The 20,346-nt window shown below is 49.5% G+C and carries 19 protein-coding genes; 13 read left to right on the top strand and 6 right to left on the bottom strand.

All coding sequences use genetic code 11. The features are described 5' to 3' along the window. Positions 1-1,280 precede the first annotated feature (1,280 nt). The 12 genes from MUG06_RS22090 to MUG06_RS22145 all read left to right on the top strand — a co-directional run bounded on the left by MUG06_RS22090 (position 1,281) and on the right by MUG06_RS22145 (position 12,476). The gene (locus tag MUG06_RS22090; RefSeq protein ID WP_347568909.1) at positions 1,281-1,484 is read left to right on the top strand and encodes an N-acetylmuramoyl-L-alanine amidase; all 204 of its coding nucleotides are present in this window, start codon (positions 1,281-1,283) and stop codon (positions 1,482-1,484) included. 286 nt (positions 1,485-1,770) lie between these two features. Further along, entirely contained in the window at positions 1,771-2,583 is an 813-nt protein-coding gene (locus tag MUG06_RS22095) for a helix-turn-helix transcriptional regulator (protein WP_243080066.1), read from the top strand. Between the two features lie 98 nt (positions 2,584-2,681). Then, entirely contained in the window at positions 2,682-4,097 is a 1,416-nt protein-coding gene (locus MUG06_RS22100; protein WP_243080067.1) for an NAD-dependent succinate-semialdehyde dehydrogenase, read from the top strand. A 332-nt stretch (positions 4,098-4,429) separates the two neighbouring features. Beyond that, the gene (locus MUG06_RS22105) at positions 4,430-5,110 is read left to right on the top strand and encodes a type 1 glutamine amidotransferase domain-containing protein (RefSeq protein WP_215845058.1); all 681 of its coding nucleotides are present in this window, start codon (positions 4,430-4,432) and stop codon (positions 5,108-5,110) included. Positions 5,111-5,266: 156 nt separating this feature from the next. Beyond that, positions 5,267-6,022: an alpha/beta hydrolase gene (locus MUG06_RS22110; RefSeq protein WP_243080068.1), complete on the top strand. Its 756-nt coding sequence runs from the start codon at positions 5,267-5,269 to the stop codon at positions 6,020-6,022. 135 nt (positions 6,023-6,157) lie between these two features. After that, on the top strand, positions 6,158-6,979 hold the full coding sequence (locus MUG06_RS22115; RefSeq protein ID WP_243080069.1) for an alpha/beta hydrolase: 822 nt from the start codon (positions 6,158-6,160) through the stop codon (positions 6,977-6,979). Between the two features lie 144 nt (positions 6,980-7,123). After that, complete coding sequence (locus MUG06_RS22120) at positions 7,124-7,384, top strand: YdgH/BhsA/McbA-like domain containing protein (RefSeq protein ID WP_215845056.1); 261 nt, start codon at positions 7,124-7,126, stop codon at positions 7,382-7,384. 69 nt (positions 7,385-7,453) lie between these two features. After that, positions 7,454-8,059 (top strand): TetR/AcrR family transcriptional regulator, encoded by a 606-nt coding sequence (locus MUG06_RS22125; RefSeq protein ID WP_215845057.1) that lies wholly within the window; start codon positions 7,454-7,456, stop codon positions 8,057-8,059. A gap of 125 nt (positions 8,060-8,184) precedes the next feature. Beyond that, positions 8,185-8,865, top strand: a complete 681-nt coding sequence (locus MUG06_RS22130) for a type 1 glutamine amidotransferase domain-containing protein (RefSeq protein WP_215845058.1) — start codon at positions 8,185-8,187, stop codon at positions 8,863-8,865. A 71-nt stretch (positions 8,866-8,936) separates the two neighbouring features. Beyond that, complete coding sequence (locus MUG06_RS22135) at positions 8,937-10,067, top strand: alkene reductase (RefSeq protein WP_243080070.1); 1,131 nt, start codon at positions 8,937-8,939, stop codon at positions 10,065-10,067. Between the two features lie 19 nt (positions 10,068-10,086). Beyond that, positions 10,087-10,827 (top strand): SDR family oxidoreductase, encoded by a 741-nt coding sequence (locus MUG06_RS22140; protein WP_243080071.1) that lies wholly within the window; start codon positions 10,087-10,089, stop codon positions 10,825-10,827. A gap of 500 nt (positions 10,828-11,327) precedes the next feature. Then, positions 11,328-12,476, top strand: coding sequence for a Fic family protein (locus MUG06_RS22145; protein WP_243080072.1), 1,149 nt, complete (start codon positions 11,328-11,330; stop codon positions 12,474-12,476). A gap of 246 nt (positions 12,477-12,722) precedes the next feature. Here MUG06_RS22145 and MUG06_RS22150 read toward each other — a convergent pair whose 3' ends face one another. The 6 genes from MUG06_RS22150 to xylA all read right to left on the bottom strand — a co-directional run bounded on the left by MUG06_RS22150 (position 12,723) and on the right by xylA (position 19,497). Continuing rightward, a complete protein-coding gene (locus tag MUG06_RS22150; protein ID WP_243080073.1) occupies positions 12,723-13,682 on the bottom strand; it encodes a YsnF/AvaK domain-containing protein in 960 nt (319 codons plus the stop codon). A gap of 3 nt (positions 13,683-13,685) precedes the next feature. Further along, a complete protein-coding gene (locus MUG06_RS22155) occupies positions 13,686-14,117 on the bottom strand; it encodes a DUF2382 domain-containing protein (protein ID WP_215845061.1) in 432 nt (143 codons plus the stop codon). A 296-nt stretch (positions 14,118-14,413) separates the two neighbouring features. After that, positions 14,414-15,442 (bottom strand): tyrosine-type recombinase/integrase, encoded by a 1,029-nt coding sequence (locus MUG06_RS22160; RefSeq protein WP_243080074.1) that lies wholly within the window; start codon positions 15,440-15,442, stop codon positions 14,414-14,416. Between the two features lie 1,042 nt (positions 15,443-16,484). Beyond that, complete coding sequence (locus tag MUG06_RS22165) at positions 16,485-16,661, bottom strand: hypothetical protein (protein WP_243080075.1); 177 nt, start codon at positions 16,659-16,661, stop codon at positions 16,485-16,487. A 39-nt stretch (positions 16,662-16,700) separates the two neighbouring features. Beyond that, complete coding sequence (xylB, locus tag MUG06_RS22170; protein WP_243080076.1) at positions 16,701-18,161, bottom strand: xylulokinase; 1,461 nt, start codon at positions 18,159-18,161, stop codon at positions 16,701-16,703. A gap of 13 nt (positions 18,162-18,174) precedes the next feature. After that, positions 18,175-19,497, bottom strand: coding sequence for a xylose isomerase (gene xylA, locus MUG06_RS22175; RefSeq protein ID WP_243080077.1), 1,323 nt, complete (start codon positions 19,495-19,497; stop codon positions 18,175-18,177). A gap of 379 nt (positions 19,498-19,876) precedes the next feature. Here xylA and MUG06_RS22180 point away from each other — a divergent pair. Continuing rightward, the coding region (locus MUG06_RS22180) for a substrate-binding domain-containing protein (protein ID WP_243080078.1) at positions 19,877-20,346 on the top strand (470 nt) is incomplete at its 3' end.

Consider the following 20,346-nt stretch of genomic DNA (forward strand, 5'->3'; position numbering starts at 1 on the left):
AGGCAGATATCATAACCTGTTGCCTGCGCTTTCTCCCTCCCAGTCGCTGCCTCCTGCTCTTTTCTAATTTACTGATGCTTATCCCCACCATACCGGGGCTTTTACGGTGCTGCCGACGGTTCTGAATAATGCGTTTTACCTGCTGAAGCGACAGCAGATTTATGGCCCCATCCGGCTCCGATACTGGTCGACAGCGACACTCAGCCATCCACCATAGCCGGTAAGCTCCGCCGGACCGCGAAAAGATGTGTTCCGGGCCTGGCGGCTGGGGTCTGATGGCAACGGTAAGGCACGTTCCTGCTGCTGACTGCGCAGGCTGGCCTCAAATGAGGCCAAAAAAAGGGAAAATGGTCAATGTCCTGAGACCAAATTAAGTGGTGTTCTCAGTTGCGGGCGAGGCGAGAGGGCACAGTCTTCTACGAGCGAAAAGCGGACATCAGCTCAGAAATCTCTTTCCTACTCAATAGTCTCTTTAATCGTAGTGAATGCCTCGCTTAGCTGGTTAATTGTGGCTGTGCCAAGAGCGAGGCGAATAGCGTGCGGCACGCTATCTGAGGGGCTGAATAGTTCTGCTGTGGAAACGGAGATGTTTTGCTGCATCAACCGGTGGACAAGTCTGTCAGCCCTTACCTCCTGAGGCAGCAGTAATCAGATAAAGTAATAGCTTAAATTACTTACCCCCTCACTGTTCTCCCGTATTTTTCGAGGATAAATTCAATGCCTTCGCCTCCAGCGGCCGCGCTACTCAGAATCTGAAGTAGCACCCGCCGACTGGCGGTGGGTAAAGTGTACTAGTTACATCATCCGTTAATATTTCCGTTTAACCTTTCGTCCGAGCCGGACCTGAAACCCCATGCCCCTCTCCACGAAAAACCAGCGCCGGCTTGAAGACCGGTTGCCCCCACTGAACAGCCCCTGCCGCCCGGCCCGGAGGGCCGGTAATGGAGTTGTTGATTAATGAATGGTGTAACTAATTGCTTCGGGGTTGCTGTAAGTGGTGTCGCGGGTACTTTCTTTTGTCTGCGACCGCCTGGCTTCTGTGCGCCTGACAGGTCGCTGCTTCAACGGCGTCTGGCAGGTTATGGTGGGGTTTGCGCGGTAGGTAGGGGAGAGGGCGGCAGCGCACTGCTCGCCAGAAAACAGCATCACCGGCATCTGCCAATCGCGGTGAGAATTGGTATCCCAATGACCAGAACAGGCCGAAGCCCACGGCGCTGTGCTGTTACTGCATCAATGGATTCCTGATACGTTGGCCGAGGCAACGGGTATAGCGGACATCAATATGCTGCAGGCTATCACTTACTACCCCTGAGCAGGCGGGATTTGCGGTGTTGAAATCGCCGCGAGTTCTCTCGGTGCTGGCGCAAAAATCATTTATTACCAACAAGCACGAAGAGAAAATGCTTGGCGAACCTGTCTTTCAGAAGAATATGGCCCGCGCACTGGCGACCGGCATTAACAGTTACTTCCTCAATGAAATATAAATAATTTGCTGAGTTGAGACCCTTTTGGGACGTTCTTTAGTAAGTTGATTTGAAAAGATGAATACATAAAGGTGCAGAACCGATGCATTCTTGCCTCGTTGATAGGAAGGCAATTCCAGTCGGACACAGTTTTCTACGCCCGTGGCAACCAACGTTAGCCACGGAAGTGAAGGATTTTTGTGCATAAATTATGCTGTTGAGCATAGGGTTCAGATGAAAAAAGAAGAGATTCATCAGCATTTTGATGAAGCGTTGGCCAAACAGGCACATTTATAGGCAAACTATTATGGTTAAAAAAACCACTTCAGAGCAGCGTCGTGAACTCGGTGCTTTCCTTGTAAGCCGGCGCGCACGGCTAAATCCTCAGGACTTTGGCATGCATCAGGGCACTCGCCGCACGCCCGGTTTACGTCGCGAGGAAGTTGCTGTGCTGGCTGGAGTCAGTGTGAGTTGGTATACCTGGCTGGAGCAGGGGAGAGAGATTAAACCTTCGGCAGATGCACTCCAACGTATAGCCAAAGTTCTTAAACTTAACAGAATTGAATCATCCCATCTTTTTGCCCTTTCACCGCGCGAAGAGCCGTTACCACATCCCCTCGAGGATGGAGTGAGTGATGGCCTGAAAAGTTTAGTGCGCGCTATCGATCCCATTCCGTCATATGTGAGAAATGCCCGACTTGATATTCTCGCCTGGAATGATGCTATTGCTGATTTGTTTATCGATTATGGTTCGCTGCAACCTCATGAGCGTAATACGTTGCGACTGCTGTTTCTTTATCGTCCGTATCGCACGCAGATCCTGGATTGGGAGCAGATGGCACGAGGGATGATCTCCGTTTTCCGTGCATCGCGCGCCCATGCTCAGGACAAAAAGCCTTTTGACTATCTCATTGAAGAACTCTCTGAAAAAAGCCCGGAATTCAAAGCATGGTGGCAGGATACGGATGTTAAAGGCATGGGAGAGGGGAGCAAGCGGCTTATGCATCCCACTTCTGGACATATTGAATTTACCTACGTCGCACTCACGCCAGAGGGGAGACCCGACCTCTCTCTGGTGACCTATATTCCTCGACACGTTACCTATGACTCCCAGTCATAGGATAACAACATGCCTTCCAGGGATGATTAGACCTGCATAAACTGGATTTTATCGAAGCACACAACGAGCTTCTCTTAAACCGTTTATGAGGAAAAACTATGTCATCTCAACATGTTACACAGAATACGCTGTCTCTTGATGTCGCGACTTCACGTAATCCTACGACGGACGAGTTGATCGCGACTTATGAATTTCAAACTGCAGATCAAGTAGAAGGCATGCTGGCAGATAATAACGCGGCTTTTCGCCTGTGGCGTGCTACTCCCATGTCGACACGCGTAGAAGCTTATCGTCGTTTATCAGCGATTCTGCGCGAGCGATCAGAAATTTTGGCAGGGATCATCACCGCTGAAATGGGGAAAACACTAGCAGCAGCCCGCGCAGAAGTTGAGAAGTGTGCAGCTACTATTGATTGGATTGCCAGCAATGGCCCAGCAATCCTCGCAGATGAACCTGTTTCTGTCGAAAATGACGATCAGGTACATGTTTCATATCTGCCGATTGGCTCTATTTTGGCCGTAATGCCCTGGAACTTCCCTTTATGGCAGGTCATTCGCGCTTCGGGCCCGATTATGCTGTCGGGTAACGGTTTTATCCTCAAGCACGCACCCAATGTTATGGGCTCTGCCTATGCTTTGCAGGATGCTTATGAGAGAGCAGGCTTCCCTAAAGGTTTATTCACCAATCTTATTGCTGATAACGAAACTGTTGCAGAAGTTATTGAGGATGATCGCATTGCAGCAGTGACATTGACAGGGAGTATGCGGGCGGGGTCTGCCGTATCGGCGATTGCAGGCAAGGCATTGAAAAAAAGCTTGCTTGAGCTAGGTGGCTCAGACGCATTTATTGTGCTAGCTGACGCCAATATTGATTTGGCTGTTACAGCTGCTGTCGAAGCGCGATTCCAAAATGCTGGCCAGGTGTGCTTAGCCGCGAAACGGTTTATTTTGGAAAAACCCATCGCGGAGGAATTCACACAAAAATTCATCGCGGCCGTCAGACTGTTGAAGGTTGGCGATCCGCTGGACCCGCAAAATAGAATCGGGCCAATGGCACGAAAAGATTTGCGTGATGAATTACATAATCAAGTGGAACGAACTCTCGCAGCAGGCGCGACACTACTTCTTGGGGGGAATAAAATCGCGGGCAGTGGCAACTTTTATGAGCCTACCGTATTGGGCGATGTAGGTCCGGGAATGGCTGCATTTGATGAGGAAACCTTCGGCCCTGTTGCCGCTCTCACTATCGCAGATGACGTTGAGCATGCCATTGAGCTGGCAAATACCAGCGATTACGGCTTAGGGGGCAACCTTTGGACCAGCGATGTTTCTCGTGCCCAGCGAATCGCGCGGCGCTTAGAAACAGGAGGCGTATTCATCAACGGATTTTCTGCCACTAATGCACGCATTCCGGTTGGCGGTGTAAAAAAGAGTGGATATGGTCGCGAACTCTCGCACTTTGGCCTGCGTGAATTCACAAATGCTCAGGCAGTTTGGGCAAAGAAAGTCGACTGAGTGCATCATCGATACATGAAAAAACGCAGTTGAATAAACATTAAAATTAATGGGTTATCTCATCGTGACAGGCACCCGCTATGAGAAGGTGCTTGGCACATAAAAGATGAAAAAAGTTTTTTAATTATTTGTAGACGACCGGTCTATTAGTTGCTAGTTTATACACATGCCAACGGCGACCAAGTGATATAGCACGACAGCCGTTCCGGTAGAACGAAACAGCACGTAGAGCTGGCCGGAATATTAGGCACGGGTAAAAAACATTTTTATTTAAGAACTTAATAGACGACCGGTCTAATTAAACTATCAATCTGAAATGCAGGAGAGTAATCATGAAAATTCTTATGGTCTTAACCTCACACGACAAACTGGGTGACACCGGCCGCCAGACCGGCTTTTGGCTGGAAGAGCTGGCCGCACCTTACTACGCCTTTAAAGATGCAGGCGCAGAAATTACGCTGGCTTCACCGAAAGGCGGTAACCCGCCGTTAGACCCAAAAAGTAATGAGCCTGACTTCCAGACCGCGCAGACCCACCGCTTCGAGGCAGACGCCGGAGCAACAGCACACCTGGCTTCAACGGTTCGCCTCGACAGCGTTTCACAAGCTGATTACGACGCCGTTTTTTATCCGGGTGGTCACGGACCTCTGTGGGACCTGGCCGAAGATAAAAACTCCATCGCCCTTATCGAAGCATTCCTGGCGGCAGACAAGCACGTTGCTCTGGTCTGCCATGCGCCTGGCGTGCTGCGCCACGTCAAAACCCCGGAGGGAAAACCGCTGGTAGAAGGCCGTAAGGTCACAGGTTTTACCAACAGCGAAGAGGAAGCCGTGGGGCTGACGCAGATTGTGCCTTTCCTGGTAGAAGACGAGCTGATTGCCAAAGGCGGGATTTACTCGAAAGGGGCGGACTGGAGTTCTTATGTGGTCAGCGACGGCCTGCTGATCACCGGGCAAAACCCAACGTCCTCGGCGGCGACGGCGGCTCAGCTGCTTAAGCAGCTGGGTGCATAACTGTTAATTACGTGGGGAGAGAGTTCTTTAAGCACTTCCCACTTAGTAAATCTAGACAACATCACACACCTGAATGTCCGTCCGCTTTCATGTAAGTCAGGGAGCCAAGATGTCATGGGTGTTAACTTAAAAAATGACAATTGAAGGAAATTAATCATGTTTAAAAAATCATTTACTACTCTGGCTTTAAGCCTGGTTCTGTCAGTTTATGCTCAGTCTTCAATGGCTGCGCCGGTAAAAAACATAGTTCTGGTACATGGCGCTTTTGTTGATGGCTCAGGTTGGAATCCAGTGGCTCGCATTCTGAATAAAGCAGGCTACAAAGTGTCGATTGTTCAGGAACCTCAAACCTCGCTGGCGGATGATGTCGCTGCGACTCGACGCGCTCTCGCGTTACAAAGTGGTAAATCATTACTGGTTGGCCATAGCTACGCCGGAATGATCATCAGTGACGCGGGAAATGATCCCTCTGTTGCCGGTCTGGTTTACATCGCAGCGTTCCAGCCAGAGCAAGGCGACTCATTGCTAAGTTTGGCCAAAAAATATCCGCCAGCTGCTCAGTCAATTACTGAAACGCCAGATCACTTCCTTTATATCAAACCGGAAAATTTCCACGCGGACTTTGCAGCTGACTTGCCAGTCAAAGAAACAAATCTGTTGGCACAATCTCAACTCATGCCTGCAGTAGCAGCATTCACTGCCCCGGCAGGCGTTCCGGCATGGAAAACGAAGCCAAGCTGGGCCGTAGTGGCGACGCAGGATCGTGCTATTAATCCAGAATTGGAGCGCTTCATGGCTAAACGCGCGCACAGCACCATCACTGAATTGAAAGGCAACCATGCCATTTACGCATCGCAGCCGGAAAAAATTGCGACCCTGATCGAAAAAGCGGCGCAAAGTTTATCTCAGTAAACATTAGTTAAATGCTTTATTGGCCAGTCATTCTTTGAATGATTGCCAAGTGTAAAAGCAAATATAAGAAAAAAAAGACTTCTAAATCAAATGCTCCGCCCATGAGGCGTCGCCAACAGAAAAGAGAATAAAGAGATGAAAACTATTCAGGTAAAAGACGGTTCTAAGATTGCATATAAAGACTTTGGCAAGGGACAAACCATTATTTTCTCCCACGGCTGGCCATTATCAAGTGATGCATGGGATGCGCAAATGTTGTTCTTCGGTCAGCAGGGGTTCCGTGTAATAGCTCACGATCGCCGCAGCCATGGCAACTCGAGTCAAACGTGGGACGGCAATGATATGGATACCTACGCTGAAGATTTATCATCACTCATCGAACAGTTAGATCTCAACGATGTTGTTCTGATTGGACACTCTACTGGCGGTGGGGAAGTCGCACGCTATATCGGTACGTATGGCTCGGCACGCGTCAGCAAAGCAGTACTTATCGGCGCAGTACCTCCGATTATGCTGCAGAGTGAGAAAAACCCTGGCGGTCTGCCTATGGAAGTGTTTGATGGCATCCGTGCTGCGGTCGAAAAAGACCGTTCTCAGTTCTACAAGGATCTGACCACGCCGTTTTTCAACTATAACCGTTCGTCAGAGACGCCTTCTGATGGTGTGAGAGAAAGCTTCTGGCTTCAGGGTATGCAGGGTGGGATCAAAGGTCAATATGACTGTATCAAACAGTTCTCTGAGGTTGATTTCACTGATGACCTTAAGAAAATCGATGTGCCAACCCTGATCATGCACGGTGATGACGATCAGATCGTTCCGCTGGCCGACTCGGCCATTCTGTCCGCGCAACTTGTCAAAGATGCGCAGCTCAAGGTCTATGCAGGATTTGGCCACGGAATGACAATCACCCAAGCTGGGACGATTAATGAAGACCTGCTGCGATTCATTGAAGAGTAAAGCGATAAGGGACATACAAGGCCCCATTTACACCCGTTTTTCCAGGTCTTGAACGAATTTTTAAAAAAAAATTCAGTGCCTAAAAATATACCCACTTACCCACGCTTAAAGTGTGCTTAAAAATAATTTAATGAGGATATAACCATGAAAAACGTAACTAAAGCCTTTGCCGTAATCGTACTAACTGCCGCTTCTTTTGCCACTGTTGCCGCGACCGAAGTCAACGCTGTACCTGTGAAGGGGCAAAGTATAGGGGTGATCAACGCTTCAGCTGTCGGAACTAATTTGAGCGACCTGCAGGACAAACTGGCGGCGAAAGCGACTGAACATGGTGCAACGTCATACCGTATTATTTCGGCCGGTGGCGATAACCATCTGTACGGTACTGCTGAAATCTACAAATAAGCTTTAGCAAAATGGAATGCTTTTAACTTACCTATAGACGACTGGTCTAGTTCTTGGTAGATTAAACATATGAATACTACATCTCAACTACATAACAATGAAATCCGCGAGCACATTCTTGCGACAGGTCAGCGTATTATGGCTGGTAAAGGATTTTCTGCGGTCGGATTGAATGAAATACTCAAAGATGCTGGTGTGCCTAAAGGCTCTTTCTATCACTACTTTAGTTCGAAAGAAGCTTTTGGCGTAGATATGCTGGCACACTATTTTGATGATTATCTAGCCGATATCGACAGGACACTGAGCCAGCCTGGTCTCAATATGGCTCAGCGACTGATGAACTACTGGCAGCAGTGGCGAGAATCTCAGTCGTTCTCTGAGTGTCAGGGTAAGTGTCTTGCCGTGAAACTAGGTGCTGAAGTTGCCGATCTTTCGGACACGATGCGCTTAACGCTAGAGGCAGGCACTTCAGGGATAATCTCGCGTCTGGCCGAAGCGTTAGAAACGGGCGTAGCCGAGGGGTCTCTCACGATTGAAGATACACCTCGTACTGTGGCAGAAAGCCTCTACCAGCTTTGGGTTGGTGCAAGCGTAATGGTCAAGATTGTTCGAAATACTGGCCCGTTTGATTCAGCGCTGATCACGACAAGAAAAATTATTCATATTACCCCCTAGCAAGGGGGCAATCAGTATAGAGCCGTTTTTTACACCTATTTTATAGACGACCGGTCTAATATTAACCGCAATGGATAGACGACCGGTCTAATTAAACTATCAATCTGAAATGCAGGAGAGTAATCATGAAAATTCTTATGGTCTTAACCTCACACGACAAACTGGGTGACACCGGCCGCCAGACCGGCTTTTGGCTGGAAGAGCTGGCCGCACCTTACTACGCCTTTAAAGATGCAGGCGCAGAAATTACGCTGGCTTCACCGAAAGGCGGTAACCCGCCGTTAGACCCAAAAAGTAATGAGCCTGACTTCCAGACCGCGCAGACCCACCGCTTCGAGGCAGACGCCGGAGCAACAGCACACCTGGCTTCAACGGTTCGCCTCGACAGCGTTTCACAAGCTGATTACGACGCCGTTTTTTATCCGGGTGGCCACGGACCTCTGTGGGACCTGGCCGAAGATAAAAACTCCATCGCCCTTATCGAAGCATTCCTGGCGGCAGACAAGCACGTCGCTCTGGTCTGCCATGCGCCTGGCGTGCTGCGCCACGTCAAAACCCCGGAGGGAAAACCGCTGGTAGAAGGCCGTAAGGTCACAGGTTTTACCAACAGCGAAGAGGAAGCCGTGGGCCTGACGCAGATTGTGCCTTTCCTGGTAGAAGACGAGCTGATCGCCAAAGGCGGGATTTACTCGAAAGGGGCGGACTGGAGTTCTTATGTGGTCAGCGACGGCCTGCTGATCACCGGGCAAAACCCAACGTCCTCGGCGGCGACGGCGGCTCAGCTGCTTAAGCAGCTGGGTGCATAACTGTTGACGAAGTTAAGGTGACAGGATGCCCACCTGTCACCTCTTACGCTGATCACTCATGGAAAATCCTTATGAATCATAAAGCCTTATTCGAGCCAACCAAGCTTGGTCCTTATACCCTTAAAAATCGCATTGTATTCCCACCACTGACGCGCCAAAGAAGTGAACAACCCGGTAATGTACCCACCGATCTCATGGCCGAATATTACCGTCAACGCGCGGGTGCAGGTTTCATGATCACTGAAGGCACTCAGATTGAGCCCCGTGGACAAGGTTATGCCTGGACACCGGGAATTTATACTGAGCAACAAATTGAGGGTTGGAAAAAAGTGACCCGCGCGGTCCATGCCGAAGGGGGGATTATTTTTGCACAACTTTGGCATGTGGGACGCGTTTCCCATTCTGCACTGCAACCAGAAGAAAGTGCCCCCGTTGCTCCTTCAGCGATTCAGGCTGAACAAGCAAAGGCTTTTATTGAGACAGGGCCAGGTACGGGCACGTTGGTTATCCCTTCGATTCCCCGCGAACTGACTCGGTCAGAAATTAAAGATCTCGTGAATTTATATGCCCAGGCGGCGAAAAATGCCATCAGTGCAGGTTTTGACGGGGTCGAGATCCATGCTGCGAATGGCTATTTGGTTAATCAGTTCATTTCAGAGCATGCAAACCAGCGTAAGGATGAATACGGCGGTTCTATTGAAAATCGACTGCGGTTTCTGGATGAAATTGTTCAGGCTATCACTAATGCAATAGGGGCAGACCGTCTGGGCGTTCGCTTCACGCCTTTATTTTCCAGCACAGATGAAGACCGCGTCTATATCGGCTTGGTTGAAAGTGATCCGCATAAGACCTACGTAGAAGCTGTAAAAATCCTGGAAAACGCCGGTGTTGCCTATGTGTCTATAGCCGAAGCCGACTGGGAAAATGCTCCGGACTTGCCCGAAGCGTTCCGCCGTGAGATCCGCTCGATATTTAGTGGACGCATCATCTATGCCGGTCGATACACAGCAGAACGTGGTGCCCGGATGGTCGAGGAACAGTTGGCTGATCTCATAGCATTTGGTCGTCCATTTATCGCCAACCCTGATCTCCCTGAACGCATTGCGAATGGTTGGGCATTTAACAATCTTAACGCCACCACGCTGTATGGCGGGGCGGGTGAAGGTTTTACTGATTATCCGATTTACAACGCGCAGCGTTAAAAAATTTAAGGGGCATATCATGAACAATGGAATTGAAAATAAAGTTATTTTAATCACCGGCGGTAATACAGGGATCGGTGCTGAGGTTGCTCGACTCCTTGCCAGTCGTGGTGCTAAGGTTGCAATCGCAGCACGCAGACAATCAAAAACAGAGCAAGTAATTGAGGAAATTACCCGCGCCGGTGGGGATGTCAGAGGTTATTCGCTCGATGTTACTGATAAGCATCAAGTTGAGTCCGTAGTTTCAGCCGTTATAAGAGATTTTGGAAGACTTGACGTTCTTATTAACAATGCAGGTCTGATGCCAATCCGCCCTATGTCAGAGGTCAATACTTACGAATGGGACGCCATGATTGATGTCAACTTGAAAGGCACACTTTATGGTATCGCTGCCGTGTTGCCTCGCTTCCTGGCACAAGAGAGTGGGCACATCATTAATCTGAGTTCAGTCGCAGGTATTAAGGTATTTGCACCCGGCGGTACGGTCTATTCGGGCACCAAATTTGCCGTGAGGGCAATTTCAGAAGGTTTAAGGCAAGAGGTTGGAGATAAAGTGCGCGTGACGTCAATCGAGCCAGGCGCAGTAGAAAGTGATCTGAAGTATTCAACGTCCGGTACGGCATCAGAAACTGTCCTGGAGTTTTATAAACAGGCTATACCTGCAGCTTCTGTTGCCCGCGCAATCGCTTTTGCCATTGAACAACCGGCAGATGTTGATATTAATGAAATCGTTCTACGTCCGACTCGTCAAGAATTCTGAGCCTTAGGTATTCAACAATATTAGCAGGCCCTCAGTAACGTGCTTTTTTCAGCAGTTAAATAGGGGGCCGCTATGTGCCAGAATCGAACAGCGTGTCCTCCCGAATGCTCTTAAAATCGGTAAGAGCCACGGCAACTATGGCCCGATAATAAATTGTAGTGATTATCGGGTAACCCGACTATGTCCTAAAGGCCAACTTTCGAGCATCTCGGGTCAAAATTCTGCCAGTAAGGGCAGCAGCATAAGCCAAATCTTTTATGTTCGCCTTTCGCTCAATACTGCCTGTCATACCTGCTTAAACTGGGTAATGAAGGCCATGATGCTTAGCGTACGTTTTCGTTCCATTGGTTCCCGAACCCCGCTTACAGGCCACCTCCACAGCCGTGATCGTATTAAAAGAAATTTACCTTAGCTTCGCCGTTATTAAAGAATCCTTTAATAAGGCGTGGCATAATTAAAATAATTTTTAATAACACCTGTAGTAATCAAGGGATTTTTTAATGAAACGTGTGTCAGGACAATTTACCGAAACCGCCAGCTATGATGAAACGGTTCGTGCATTTATACCTGCACCTTTGCCTCCTGCTGCACCCGTTCTCGACCCTGTCTCTTATCAGGAACTCAATGAAAAGGCGGAAAAGTCGCTTGCCCGATTGTCCGGTATGTCAGGCCTGGTCTCTTCAAGCGAATGGCTTGTTTACAGTGCTATCCGAAAGGAAGCATTGCTCACCTCACAGCTGGAGGGAACCCAGGCAACGTTAACAGATATCTTCGATGAAGAAGCGGGGCTTTCAGTGACGAACGTTGAAGATGTGGAGGAAGTAACTAACTATCTGCGGGCTTATAAATTCGTGCACGATCAGATGAACTCTCCCTCAGGCCTTCCGGTCTGCGTACGCCTGCTGAAAAATGCGCATCAGGTGCTTTTATCCGGTGCCCGCGGCGCCGTAAAACAACCGGGCGAAGTGAGATCGACACAGAACTGGATTGGCGGGACGAGACCGGGCAACGCCTCCTATGTACCGCCCCCGCCGGAAGAGGTAGGTGAGCTACTGTCCGATCTGGAAAAATTCATACATGAGCCGCAACCCTCGCTGCCACCTCTGGTACGTATCGCACTGGTACATGCGCAGTTCGAAACCATTCACCCTTTCCTGGATGGAAACGGGCGCATCGGTCGTCTGCTTATAGCCATGCTGCTGGAAGAATGGCAGCTGCTGAAAGAACCCCTGCTTTACGTTTCCGGGTACCTGAAACAGCATCAGAGGTACTACTATCAGTGCTTAACTGATATCCGATCAAAGGGTGACTGGGAACAGTGGGTGGCATTTTTCCTTGAAGCGGTCACTTTTTCAGCAGAAGAGGCGCAGCAGGGGATAATTAGGATTGCGACCTTGTTTGCCGACGACAGAAAAAAAATCCTCTCAATGAGCTCAACGTCGGTACACACCATCCGTCTGTTTGAATTCCTGCCGACGATGCCAAAGCTGACCGTTGAGCGTGCCGTTGAGCTGCTGGAGGTAACCTATCCGACAGCGAACAACGCCGTCAAAAGTCTGGTAGAAGCCGGTGTACTTGTTGAAACGTCAGGCAGGGCGCGACACAGGAGCTACGTTTACAGCCGGTACGTTGAGCTTCTTCGCGACTGATCCGCATACGGACTGACAACGCAGCTAAAAAGAAGCGGGTCAGTCCGGCCAGTATTGTCTTCCATTAGCCCACCCATGAGTGTGCTTCAAACATGCATATGTGCCTTCCTGAATGTCCTTATCGACCTGCTAAACAGCATTTTTTCTTACGCGTTGTGCAGAAGTCGTATCCGTATTTTTATAAACCGAGGCCGATAAACGCTCTGCCGAGCCGTACCCTGGCCGACAGGGCAGAGCTTTTCGTTGCTAAAACTTCTCATCGAACTTGTTTTTCTGAATGGTCAGTTCGTCACCGGGCTTAATTGTCTGTACTTTATTTTGCTCGGCGTCTTTAGTCGGGCTGACCGGTGTTGAGACTGTGTCTGGCAGGGGACTTTCCTCTCCTTCTTTTACAGCTCCGGCATGGTCAATATCGACTTCCTGACGGCGAACCGAATCATTGACCGTTTCCACCCGCTCGCTCTGGTCTGTACGGACCACGACTTCTTCTTTCACCTGTACGGTTTTATTTATCACGGGTAACTCATGAGTTTCAGCGACTTCGACTGTTTTTTCAGACCAGTCCACATCATCCGGGGAAGCGTGCTGAGTCAGTGGACGGCGAAAAATATCTGCATGTTGTTCATGCAGGGAGACTTCTTTTGACACATCGTCAGTAACGGTATAACGCCTTACACGCGTCGATCCTTCACTGACCAGACGCTTACCGACTTCAAGCCTTTCTTCAGCCAGGCGGAGCACTTCCTCTTCGGTTTCATCTCCGGTCAGGGAAGTCCTGACAGGCGTGACGCCGGTCGGCTGAACCTCGCCGGTATAAAGTTCGTCAGTGGGCACGCCGGCGGATGACTGAATATCAGTATCGTTACTCAGGCCCGGTTCGCCATACTGCTGCATATTTCCTGAGTCATGTGCGTCAATAATGCTTAAGGCACGTGGAAGCTGCTCTTCATCTGCTCTGAGCGTCAGCACCACACCACCGGTACGCAGTGCATCTTCATAAACTTCAGCCTGCTCTTCATCGACCGTATCGCCAAACAAACGCTGCCAGAGTCCAGGATGGCGAGCTTCGTGTTCCTCTTTATTGAGCCTGTCACCTGAAATCACATCAATATCATTGTCATCAAAGCCAGCCTTAAGCAGGCTTCGTTTTGCACCTTCTGCATCAGCAGTATTACTGAACATTGTTACGATTTTTTCATGTGCCATGGATTATTCCTCGGTTTTTTCCGGATTTGTAACGTCACCATCTTCCCGCTGGACACTTACCTGTTGACGGCGAAGGGAAACGGTTTCTTCAAAGGGAATTTCCTCCTCAGCTTTGTGAATATGAAGTTCCTCTTTGAGCACCAGCCTTCGTATAATCTCAACCTCTTCTTCCACAACCGGCACGATGAGCACGCCATTTTCCTCCCTGATTTCAGGTACAGCACTAACGCGCTGATTTTTAGCAACATGAGTAACCTTCACCTTTTCGCGCCGTAACAGCATGCTTACCGTTTCGTCATGCACTGAAGTTGAGCGCGTCACCTTGACCCGGCTTTTTACAGACTGCTCCCGCGTAACCTGAAGTTCTTCTTCCGCAAGGCTGAAAGTAACCTCGTCATTTTTCTCTGGTAACTCGCCTGAAGGCTGATTGCTCATAATTGCCCGCTCACCTGTGTGACCAACTGATATAAACAGCCAGACTTAAGCCATGCTTAAGTGTAATAAGCTGGCTGACAAATTAATCATGGCACATTAATAGGGATTTACACTGCCGGGCGATAAAAAGCACGAGGGCTGGATTTATACAGACGCCAGAGGAAGGACGGTATGCTGACAGATAAGTGATGAGCAGAATCTGTACATGTCTGTACACAGGCTGTCCACTTTTTCTGTGGATAAGTCGGGTCGTTAAGCGAGTCGGTTTAGCGCTTCAGAATGCCATTGCTATACATTTAGCCTGAGTGCTTTTCCATGAAGTCCACCATGGCGCCTTTGTGCGCGTCAACATGGCGGATGTAGCGCATCAGGGTCTCCGGCTTTTTCCACGTTCCTTCCTGCATGATCTGCGCAACCGGATAGCCCTGTCCGGCCATGTCCTGTGCAGCACCAACGCGTGCACTGTGTCCGCTCCAGCCGCTGTAGCGATTCTTGTTGTTCGCTCTAAACTGCTCGGCTGAACCCGACGTGCGCCAGGCCCGGGCAAAGATATCTTCAAGGGCGCGCGTGCTTAACGGCGCGTCAGATGAAAGCTGCGCCCGGTTTGAACGGTGCACACGACTGAATAAAAACGCATCCGGCTCGGCCGCCAGGCCAGCCGCGCTGATCCACTCTGCCAGCCGCTGCGTAGGCAGGGTACTCAGCGCCTTGATCAGTCCGCCGGTCTGTACGATGGTTTTGGTCCACGCCACATCTAAAATGATGCGACCGTCCGGCGCCCGCGTAACATCCCTCACGCGCAGGCGCGACAGCTCGCTGATACGCAGAAGCGTGGCGTAAGCCACATGCAGGAACGCCAGGTCGCGGACTTCCTGCAGTCGTGCTGAGCCTGACCACTGCGCATCCAGCGCCAGCAGATCGTGCAGGCGGAAGGGAACGGCCTGCCCGGCGCGCTCGCCCGCGATGACGGCCGTACGATTTATCTTCTTTATCGTGCGGAAAACCAGCGGCGAAGAGTTAGGCGGCGTCAGTCCGGCGTTACGGTGTAACATCGAAATCAGCGCGGCATGTGCATTAACGGTTGATGAAGCCCGCCCGCTTGCCTGCAGGAACGTCAGGTAATCGCGCAGATCGGCGGAAGACATCGGCAAAAAGGACCTCTGGTTATCATCCGCCCACCGGTTGCAGGTGCGCATGACGCTCAGCAGCTGTCGCCAGGTATTGGGCGAAAACGCCTCCCTGTCCTGAACAAACTCCCTTAACCGCTCCCGGATGTCAGCATCGCCGGTGGCGCTAAGCGCCGCCAGCTGAGTCATTTTTGTCATGTTTGCCTGTTTAATGAACGAAACTGTTGTTGATCGCGCTACGTGAATTCTGGAAAGAAAGACGGGGGATAACCCGCCAGAATTCACGTAGCGCTGCCGGTTTTCTGCGCCGCCTGAATGCGCCCATCTTATCGCAACGAGCCTGCCTTTGTCCTAACTTCGTATAAGTATAATTATACGAAGTTAGTGATTTAATCGGTAGGAAAGGGAACTGGGATGGTACAAATGTAATTATATAAGGTTGGATAACACTCACCTTGCAAAATGAAGCGGGAGAAAAATATGAGTTTTCTCCTCAGGGTAATTAGCAGCAATTATTTTTAGGTGCTATTTATTCAAGTTGGAAAATTTAAGAGTGCGCGCTAACAACTAAATTTAAGAGAGTATATTATGACGAAATTTGTTAAAGAATTGGATGGGAATATAATACTCGATGAATTACAACTAGAGAAACCAAATAATAAACTACAACTTGGATCAAGCTTGGGACGATTCATTGAGGAATATTCTTATTTAGACATTGTGCTCGCATCCATAATTTTAATCGCATTATCTGGATTTTATTTTTCCTATACACCAATTGAATATACTCTCTGTAATGGTCTGCCATTTTGACCGCCTTAAAGGCCGTTAGGATGCTTTATGTATTATAGATAACTCACTATAGCGAAGGTGCTAAGGTTTGGCTGTACGCATGGCTTTTGTATGAGTCATAAAGGAGGTTAATGACTTATAGATGAGTCATTATCTTTGTTAATCCAACGGGTGAAGGATGTTTCGTTATAAAAGAAGAGTACAGGCAGGTTAAAACATAATTCAGTACGAGGTGTGTAATCAGACACCTTGTTTAAAATAATAAGTAAATTCAAAACTAGCCAGCACAACGGCCTCAAAATCAATCACTTATTTTATTTCTCAGTCGTTATTCTGTATGCACTCGTTCATAAAAAACTCTTCCAGCTTCAGCATTGCCTCATCTGCGTACTGCTTATGCTGGCGCATGATGTTTTCAACCTGAGCGGCGTCTTTACGACGCATCGCATTAATTAACTTGTATTGAAAACCTATCCCGGTCGCGCGCGACGGGTTCTGGGCGCTGGTAGATGTCTTTGCAGAAAGCCTGTTCTTTAAGCAGGCGCGGCAGGAAGCGGCAAATAAATGCCAGCAGCACGTTATTGAAATAGCTGGCGACCACAGCATGAAAATCGAGCTCTGCCATGTGCTGGCTCCAGCGGTTAACGTTAAAATAGTGGCACTCTTAATTGGGCCCCATCATCGGTACGAGTCGTCTATATAATTCCGCGAATACCTCTCGTTTTAGGCGATATGCATCATGTTGCGCGGCATTCGGTTCATGGCGTTGTTCAAGTGGCAATGTGGGTAAAAGCTCTGCCACATCGCGCTCGGGTGACATCGCTAACATCGCCAGGCGCGCCGCGCCCAACGCGGGGCCGACATCACCGCCTGAGCAGAAGTCGAGCGTCTGTCCGCTGATATCTGCCAACATTTGTCGCCACCTGGCACTGCGGGCGCCGCCGCCAATCAGCATAATGCTCTGCGGCCCAATGCCACAATTGTGTACCGCGTCCATACCTTGCGCCAAAGCATAGCCGACTCCCTCCAGCACCGACTTTGCCAGTTCTGCGCGACCATGCTGGTGGGTCAAACCAAAAAATACGCCCTTTGCTTCAGGATTATTATGCGGGGTGCGTTCGCCAGAAAGATAAGGCAAAAACCAGATGGGTGGCAGATCCTCCTGCGCCAGTTCTGCTTCGTCGAGAAGATGTTGAACGTCATTACAGCCGGTCAGCTTTGCCGCCCAATCAAGACAGGAAGCCGCACTCAACATCACTGACATCAAGTGCCAGCGTTGCGGCAATGCGTGACAGAAACTATGAACCGCCGAGGTTGGATTTGCCATAAAGCCGTCACTCACCAGAAAATAAACGCCAGAAGTACCGAGTGAGAGCATGCCTTGTCCGACATTAACCATACCGACGCCGACTGCGCCCGCCGCATTATCACCGCCGCCCGCCACGACCTGCACATCTTTAAGTCCCCAGCCCGCCGCAATTTCCGGATGCACGGTGCCGGTGAACTGATTGCCTTCATACAGTTGCGGCATCTGCTGGCGCGTCAATCCGCAAGCGGAGAGAAGTTCATCATTCCAGTCTCGCTTTGCCACATCCAGCCACATCGTACCCGCCGCGTCGGACATATCAGTGGCGAAGACGCCATTCATTCGCCAGCGCAAATAATCTTTGGGTAGCAACACTTTGCTAATCTGAGCAAAAATTTCAGGCTCATGCTGTTTGACCCATAACAGCTTCGGCGCAGTAAAGCCCGGCATCATCAGGTTGCCAGTAATGGCTCGCGAATCAGGAACCCGCTTTTCAAGTTCTTGGCACTGCTCTGCACTGCGCCCATCGTTCCAAAGGATGGCGGGGCGCAACACATTACACACATTGTCGAGCAGCGTAGCACCATGCATTTGCCCGCTGAGGCCAATGGCGCGCACCTGGCTTAAATCATATTGACTCGCCAGTGCGCGCATAACGCTATCGGTTGCCTGCCACCAGCTTTCGGGATCCTGTTCACTCCACAGCGGCTTTGGCCGTGAAACAGTGAGCTTCTGGCTTTGGCTGCCGATCAGTTGCCCAGCGTTATCCAGCAGCACGGCCTTGACGCCTGAAGTGCCTAAATCTATCCCGATGTACATGATGGCGACTCCGTTATTGTGCAAAAAGATAGTTATTGACCAAATTTTCCAGTTGTTCCTGACGACCACTTTGCGGCTGCGGATTCAGGCTATGTTCCGAAGCAAATTGCGCCAGCGAAGCGAGCGAAAACTCGCCTTTTAAGATTTTCTGGCCCACCTCATCATTCCAGCCGCTGTATCGGCGGGCTACGCGGCGGTCCAGTTCGCCATCGTCAATCATGCGAGCAGCCACCTTAAGTGCTAACGCCATCGTATCCATAGCACCAATATGACCGTAAAAGAGATCATACTTATCAATGCTCTGACGACGAATCTTCGCATCAAAATTCAATCCGCCTGTCGTGAAGCCGCCCGCCTTAAGAATTTCATACATCACCAGCGCATTTTCTTCCACGCTGTTAGGAAACTGATCAGTATCCCAACCGAGCTGTGGATCACCACGGTTGGCATCGACTGAGCCAAAAATACCCAGAGCAATAGCACTGGCGATCTCATGATGAAAAGAGTGGCCAGCCAGCGTGGCATGATTTGCCTCAACGTTAACTTTGATCTCTTTTTCAAGGCCATACTGCTTCAGGAAGCCGTATACCGTAGCAACATCGTAATCATACTGATGCTTAGTTGGCTCCTGCGGTTTGGGCTCAATCAACAACGTGCCCCGGAAGCCAATCTTGTGTTTATGCTCCACGACCATCTGCATAAAGCGGCCAATCTGCTCACGCTCCTGGCGCAGGTCGGTGTTGAGCAAGGTTTCATAGCCTTCACGTCCGCCCCACAGCACATAGTTCTCGCCGCCAAGCCGATGTGTCGCATTCATGGCGGTGAAAACCTGCGTGGCGGCCCAGGCAAAAATCTCTGGATCGGGATTAGTCGCGGCACCAGCAGCATAGCGTGGGTGGGTAAAACAATTAGCGGTGCCCCATAACAGTTTGACGCCGCTCTGTGTCTGCTTCTCTTCCAGCACATCGGTCATGATCGAAAAGTTATCGATATAGCTTTTCAGCGAATCGCCTTCGGGTGAGACATCAACGTCATGAAAGCAGTACCACGGCACATTCAGCTTGTGAAAAAACTCAAAGGCGATATCGGCTTTGCGCTTCGCCTGCTCCAGCGCATCTCCCGGCCCCTGCCATGGGCGGTTAAAAGCCCCACTGCCAAACATATCAGCCCCGTTCCAGCAGAAAGTATGCCAATAGCAGGCCGCGAAACGCAGGTGATCTTCCATGCGTTTTCCGTGAATAAGTTCCTCGGGATTGTAATGGCGGAAAGCCAGAGGATTAGTGCTTTGCGTTCCTTCATAGCGGACGCGATCGAGCTGATCGAACCAGGATTGCATGTGTAACTCCTTTAACCTTACCCATAGGACAGCTGAATACTCAGCGGTATGTGAGGATGATTGTGATGAGTGAATCCCTGACGCTCAATTACGTTATTTAACACTGCCATTGAGATAATTATTAAATGTGCGTCAGCTCGCAAAATACAGGCAGAAAATACCTTTTCACTTCCTGATTCACCTCGAAAAAATAAGAGAAGTAATTTACCTGAAAAAGGGAAAAATACGATCCACTTCATACTTTCTTAAATAAACCAAAAAACATAATAGAAAGACGAAAATCTATAATTGCTGATATGAAACTGAAAGATAACAATTCATCAGCCTATTAGCGCATTGGCAGTTTTTACCCTTACTTCAACCTACAGGGCCATAAAAAATGAAAAAAACCATACTGGCGATGTGTGCCGCACTCAGTCTGTTCAGCCATGCTGGCTTCGCAAAAGAGGTGAAGATTGGCATGGCGATTGATGATTTACGTCTCGAACGCTGGCAGAAAGATCGCGATATATTCGTCAAGAAAGCGGAATCGCTTGGTGCGAAAGTTTTTGTTCAGTCCGCTAATGGCAATGAAGAAACGCAAATGGCGCAGATTGAAAATATGATTAATCGCGGCGTAGATGTATTAGTTATTATTCCCTACAACGGTCAGGTATTAAGCAACGTTATTGCTGAGGCTAAACGTGAAGGAATTAAAGTGCTGGCCTATGACCGCATGATAAATAATGCTGATATCGATTTTTATATCTCATTTGATAATGAAAAAGTGGGCGAAATGCAGGCGCAAAGCTTGGTTGAGCGCGTGCCGCAAGGTAATTATTTTTTGATGGGTGGTTCACCGGTCGATAA

The organism is Pantoea sp. MQR6, assembly GCF_022761075.1.
GTDB lineage: Bacteria > Pseudomonadota > Gammaproteobacteria > Enterobacterales > Enterobacteriaceae > Pantoea > Pantoea phytostimulans.

What these genes read in the sequence shown, in the direction of transcription:
- MUG06_RS22105 (WP_215845058.1), top strand. Translation starts at nt 4,430, where the DNA reads ATGAAAATTCTTATGGTCTTAACCTCACACGACAAACTGGGTGACACC.
- xylA (WP_243080077.1), bottom strand. Translation starts at nt 19,497, where the DNA reads ATGCAATCCTGGTTCGATCAGCTCGATCGCGTCCGCTATGAAGGAACG.
- MUG06_RS22095 (WP_243080066.1), top strand. Translation starts at nt 1,771, where the DNA reads ATGGTTAAAAAAACCACTTCAGAGCAGCGTCGTGAACTCGGTGCTTTC.
- MUG06_RS22130 (WP_215845058.1), top strand. Translation starts at nt 8,185, where the DNA reads ATGAAAATTCTTATGGTCTTAACCTCACACGACAAACTGGGTGACACC.
- MUG06_RS22120 (WP_215845056.1), top strand. Translation starts at nt 7,124, where the DNA reads ATGAAAAACGTAACTAAAGCCTTTGCCGTAATCGTACTAACTGCCGCT.
- MUG06_RS22165 (WP_243080075.1), bottom strand. Translation starts at nt 16,661, where the DNA reads ATGGCAGAGCTCGATTTTCATGCTGTGGTCGCCAGCTATTTCAATAAC.
- MUG06_RS22115 (WP_243080069.1), top strand. Translation starts at nt 6,158, where the DNA reads ATGAAAACTATTCAGGTAAAAGACGGTTCTAAGATTGCATATAAAGAC.
- MUG06_RS22145 (WP_243080072.1), top strand. Translation starts at nt 11,328, where the DNA reads ATGAAACGTGTGTCAGGACAATTTACCGAAACCGCCAGCTATGATGAA.
- MUG06_RS22140 (WP_243080071.1), top strand. Translation starts at nt 10,087, where the DNA reads ATGAACAATGGAATTGAAAATAAAGTTATTTTAATCACCGGCGGTAAT.
- MUG06_RS22160 (WP_243080074.1), bottom strand. Translation starts at nt 15,442, where the DNA reads ATGACAAAAATGACTCAGCTGGCGGCGCTTAGCGCCACCGGCGATGCT.
- MUG06_RS22100 (WP_243080067.1), top strand. Translation starts at nt 2,682, where the DNA reads ATGTCATCTCAACATGTTACACAGAATACGCTGTCTCTTGATGTCGCG.
- MUG06_RS22110 (WP_243080068.1), top strand. Translation starts at nt 5,267, where the DNA reads ATGTTTAAAAAATCATTTACTACTCTGGCTTTAAGCCTGGTTCTGTCA.
- MUG06_RS22150 (WP_243080073.1), bottom strand. Translation starts at nt 13,682, where the DNA reads ATGGCACATGAAAAAATCGTAACAATGTTCAGTAATACTGCTGATGCA.
- MUG06_RS22155 (WP_215845061.1), bottom strand. Translation starts at nt 14,117, where the DNA reads ATGAGCAATCAGCCTTCAGGCGAGTTACCAGAGAAAAATGACGAGGTT.
- MUG06_RS22125 (WP_215845057.1), top strand. Translation starts at nt 7,454, where the DNA reads ATGAATACTACATCTCAACTACATAACAATGAAATCCGCGAGCACATT.
- MUG06_RS22135 (WP_243080070.1), top strand. Translation starts at nt 8,937, where the DNA reads ATGAATCATAAAGCCTTATTCGAGCCAACCAAGCTTGGTCCTTATACC.
- xylB (WP_243080076.1), bottom strand. Translation starts at nt 18,161, where the DNA reads ATGTACATCGGGATAGATTTAGGCACTTCAGGCGTCAAGGCCGTGCTG.